Genomic DNA, 4,853 nt, shown 5'->3' with positions numbered 1-4,853 from the left:
CCGCCGGGGGCCGGTGATCCACCACCGGCCCCCGGCGGCGCGTTCGCGTCAGAGGTGACTCGATCTAGCGCAGAGCCCGAACGGGCGATTGGTTCAGACCAATGACGTGTCCGGCGCCCGGAACATCCGGTTCCAGGTACGCATGATCCGCTTTCGCAGCAGCACAGGGGCTTGCGGACCCCCCGAACCGGACGGAAGGCCGCCTTCCTCGCGAGGCCGTACACGGCCTCTCAGAAAGGAATGGACACATACACTTTTCCGTCAAGTTCCGCAGCGGGCACACAAAAGCTCCACACACACATCACTATGTCTCCGACGAACGCGTCAGACCGGCGTCTCTGGGGGGCGACGGCGTGTTCGTGGGGGTGGGGCAAGGTCCGCGAGGGCCGGTTCACCCCTGCCCTTGGGGAGGGGAAGGCACAAATGAAGATGTGGACCGGACGCAGAGCGGCACTGGCGGCGGGGATATTGACGGCCGCGCTGGGCCTGCCGGCCGGCGCCGCTCAGGCGGACGAGCTGACGCCGCGCGTAGACCTGCGCGTCCTGGTCGTCAGTGACGGGGGGCCGTCCACCGACGCCATAGCCGCCGAACTGCAGAACTCCGGAACGCCGTACACGGAGGTCGACCTCCAGGACACCGGCCGGGAGACCATCGACGCCGGCTTCCTGGCCGACACCGTGGACGGCAGGCCGCGCGCCAAGTTCCAGGCCGTCGTGCTGCCCAACGACAACCCGTTCCCGACGGGTTCCGCCGAGATGGCGGCGCTCGCGGCCTACGAGCAGACGTACGCGATCCCGCAGGTCGACGCCTACACCTACGCGCGTCCACAGGTCGGCCTCGACGCAGCCGTCGGCTCCGGCTACGCGGGCAGCGTCGACGGGGTCCAGGCCGAGGTGACCGCCGCGGGCAAGAACGGGCCCTTCGGCTACCTGGAGGGCGCTGTCCCGTTCGAGGACAACTCCGCCACCGTCGGCGAGTCCTACGCCTACCTCTCGGCGCCCGCCGCGGGCGCCGACTTCACGCCCTACGTCGAGGCGACCGGCCCCGGCACCTCCGTCAAGGGCTCCCTGGTGGGTGAGTACCGGCACGACGGGCGGCGCGAGCTGGTCGTCACGTTCGTCTACAACCAGTACCAGCAGCAGTTCCGGCTGCTGGCCCGCGGCATCGTGGAGTGGATGACCGGCGGGGTCCACCTGGGCGCCGACCGCAACTACTTCGCCGTCCACGTCGACGACGTCTTCGCCGCCGACGACCGCTGGAACAGCGACCTCAACTGCACGCCCGGCGACGTCGACTGCACCGACCCGAACGCCGAGCCCGACCCCATCCGGATGGTCCCGGCCGACGTCGACCACGCGACCGCCTGGCAGACCAGCCGGAACTTCACCCTCGACTTCGCCTACAACGCCGCCGGCACCGTGGACCACCGCGAGGACAACAACGGCGTCGACGAACTCGCCGACAAGCTGGTCGCCGACCGCAACGCCTTCCGCTGGATCAACCACACCTACACGCACGCCTTCCTTGGCTGCGTGCAGGACACCAGCGTGGTGCCGTGGAAGTGCGCGACCAACGCCGACGGCAGCACCCAGTGGGTCAGCAAGAACGACATCGTCGACGAGATCGCGACCAACGAGGCGTGGGGCGAGACGGCCGGACTCCCGCTGGAGACCGACGAACTGGTCACCGGCGAGCACTCGGGCCTGAAGGTGACGCCGCAGCAGCCGGAGGACAACCCGAACCTGGGCCCCGCCCTCCAGGACACCGGCATCGCCTGGCTCGGCTCGGACAACTCCCGTGACCCGGTCCAGCGCCAGGTCGGCAGCGCCACGACGGTCTCCCGCTACCCGATGAACGTCTTCTACAACGCCGGGCGGGCCGCCGAGCAGGTCGACGAGTACAACTGGATCTACACCAGCCGCGCCCAGGGCGGCAGCGGCATCTGCGAGGACAACCCCGCGACGTCCACCTGCCTGACCACGCCGCTGGACACCGCCACCGGCTACACCGGCCACATCGTGCCGCTGGAGACGCGGATCGCCCTCGGGCACGTCCTCGCCAACGACCCCAAGCCGCACTTCATCCACCAGTCGAACCTCGCCGAGGAGCGCATCGCCTACCCCGTCCTCGACGGGGTGCTGGACAGCTACGACGCCCTGTTCACCGCCGACGCGCCCGTGGTGAACCTGAGAATGAAGGACATCGGCGTCGAGATGCAGCGCCGTGCCGCCTGGCGTACCGCCCTCGACGCGGGCCAGGTCACGGCCTACCGCATCGGTGACGCGGTCACCGTCCAGGCGCCCTCGGGCGTGACGGTCACCGCCACCATGCCCACCGGGACCCAGCTGGGCTCCACCGGATTCGGCGACGCCTACGCGGGTGCCGTATCCGGCTGGACCGCCTCGGCCGGCGAGCCGCTCGCCCTGGCCCTGCCCTCCTCCGCCGGTGCGCCCGCGACGGCCGCCGTCCCGGACGAGGCCGCCGTGACGTCCACCGCGCCCCGCACCCGGGTGCCGGCCGGCGTCACCGAGCAGGTGCCGTACGGCGCGGAGCGCTGAAGCCGGGCGCAGCCCGTGTGATCCGGCCGCCCTGCGCGGCGGCCGGATCAGGACCGACCGACCTGGGTCCGACCACCCCAACCTCGGCCGTGGAGCACATCCCATGCACGTTCAGCACGGCGCGCGACCGTCCGGCGCGACGCGCGTCACCCTGCTCACCGAAGGCACCTATCCGCACAGCCACGGCGGTGTCAGCGTCTGGTGCGACCAGCTCGTCACCGGCATGTCCGACATCGAGTTCGACGTCGTCGCCGTCACCGGCACCGGGCGCGAGCCCGTCGTCTGGGACATCCCCGGACACGTCAGCCGCGTCGTCTCGACCCCCATGTGGGGCCCGCCGCCGGACGGACGCCCGCCGCGCGGCCCCGCCCTGACCCGGCTCGCGGCGGCCTACGAGCGTTTCCTGACCGCCCTGCTCGACCCGCGCGCCGAGGACGGCTTCGCGCCGGGCCTGTACGCGCTGGCCGAGGCCGCCGGGGACGGCCGGCTCAGTCCGTTCCTGCGCGGGGACCGGGCGATCACCGTGCTGACCTCGGTGTGGACCCGCCCAGGGCTGGCCGTGCGCGAGGCCCGGCCGACCCTGCACGACGCGGTCACGGCGACCGCGCTCCTCGAGCACGCCCTGCGTCCGCTCGCCGCGCCCGCCCCGCGGGGCGACGTGGCGCACGCCGTCAGCGGCGGCGTCGCCGTCCTGCCGGGTCTCGCGGCGCTGCACCGCGACGGTGTGCCGCTGCTCCTGACCGAGCACGGCGTCTATCTGCGCGAGCGCTACCTCGGCTACCGGACGGCTCCCTACCGGTGGCCGGTGAAGGCACTGGTCCTGGGGTTCTTCCGGCTGCTGGCCGAGGAGACCTACCGGCGGGCCGCCCTGATCACCCCCGGCAACCGGTACAACCGGCTGTGGGAGGAACAGGGCGGCGCGGCACCGGAGTCCATACGCACCGTCTACAACGGGGTGGACCCCGCCGCGTTCCCGCCGGCCGGCCCCGAGCCGTCGGAGCCCGTGCTCAGCTGGGCCGGCCGGGTCGACCCGATAAAGGACCTGGAGACCCTGATCCGGGCCTTCGCACTGGTGCGCCAGCAGGTGCCCGCGGCGCGGCTGCGGCTGTTCGGCGGCACCCCGCGCGGCGGCGAGGCCTACCGGGAGCGGTGCGAGGCGCTGGCGGCGGAACTGGGCCACGCCGACGCCGTCACCTTCGAGGGCCGGGTCGACGACATCAAGGACGCCTACGCCGCGGGGAACGTGGTGATGCTCTCCAGCATCAGCGAGGGGTTCCCGTTCACACTGATAGAGGCCATGTCCTGCGGCCGGGCGACCGTCTCCACGGATGTCGGCGGGGTCCGGGAGGCCGTCGGCGACACCGGTCTCGTGGTGCCGCCGCGCGATCCGGCGGCGATGGCCGCCGCCGCCCTGGAGCTGCTCGGCGACGCGGAGCGGCGCCGGTCGATGGGCGAGGCGGCGCGGCTGCGGGTGATCGAGCAGTTCACCCTGCGGCAGACCATCGACACCTTCCGGTCCATCTATCTGGAGCTGTCGCGCTCCGGCGGCGCGCCCGCGGCGCCCGCCGCGGCCGAGGCCGGTGCCGTGCTCGCCACGGCCGGGACAGCGGTGAGGAGTGCGACCGGATGAGCGGACCCATGGCGCTGGAACCCGGCGGCCCGGAGCAGGACACCCTGGCGCTGCGCCTCGCCGACGAACGCACCCTCGCGCTGCGGGTGGCGGACCAGCACACGCTCGCCCTGGTGCGGCCCGGCGACGCCGTGCGGCGCGAGGCGGTGGACCGGCTGGCGGCCGAACTCGCCGACCGCGTCGGCTGTGCCGTCCACGCCTACGAGGTGGCCGCGCTGCTGGAGTCCGAGGGGCTCACCGGCGAGGTGATCACGGAGAGGTACGGCCATCCTGATCTGTTCTCGCTGGCCACCGCGGTGTACGAGCGGGTGCCGCGCACCTTCCCTGAGCCGCCGCGACCGCCCGACCCCTGGCGTCCGGACCACATCCGGTGCGCGCTGCGGGGGCTGCTGTTCGCGCTGCCCGGTCTCGCCTACGCGCTGGTGGGCCGGGTGCTGCCGCACCAGGGCGTGATCCGGGCGCTGGTGATCGCGGGACTGGTCTCCTGGGCCTGGAACCAGGCGCTGGGCCACCGGGCGTACCTGCGGATGGCGACCGGGCACCACGAGGCGGGCCGCACCCTGCTGAAGGGGGCGCCGGCCGGTGCCGCCGTGGCGACCGTGGCCGGTGCGGCGCTGGCCGGGTCCCCGGCCGCCGCGGTCGCCGTGGCCGTGCAGTCGGGGTA

General features: G+C 73.0%; 2 protein-coding genes and 1 pseudogene. All 3 read left to right on the top strand.

Annotated features, from left to right (window positions below; translation table 11 throughout):
- The first annotated feature begins 423 nt into the window (after positions 1-423).
- Positions 424-2,559: a hypothetical protein gene (locus UW392_RS57130; protein ID WP_320783404.1), complete on the top strand. Its 2,136-nt coding sequence runs from the start codon at positions 424-426 to the stop codon at positions 2,557-2,559.
- Between the two features lie 103 nt (positions 2,560-2,662).
- Complete coding sequence (pelF, locus tag UW392_RS57125) at positions 2,663-4,189, top strand: GT4 family glycosyltransferase PelF (protein ID WP_320783403.1); 1,527 nt, start codon at positions 2,663-2,665, stop codon at positions 4,187-4,189.
- Positions 4,186-4,853 (top strand): annotated as a pseudogene (locus tag UW392_RS57120) (hypothetical protein); the annotation flags it as partial. The gene pelF and the pseudogene UW392_RS57120, both read left to right, overlap by 4 nt.

The organism is Streptomyces sp. CRN 30 (genome assembly GCF_034105845.1).
This window is presented reverse-complemented; position numbering and strand designations above follow the sequence as displayed.

What these genes read in the sequence shown, in the direction of transcription:
- pelF (WP_320783403.1), top strand. Translation starts at nt 2,663, where the DNA reads ATGCACGTTCAGCACGGCGCGCGACCGTCCGGCGCGACGCGCGTCACC.
- UW392_RS57130 (WP_320783404.1), top strand. Translation starts at nt 424, where the DNA reads ATGAAGATGTGGACCGGACGCAGAGCGGCACTGGCGGCGGGGATATTG.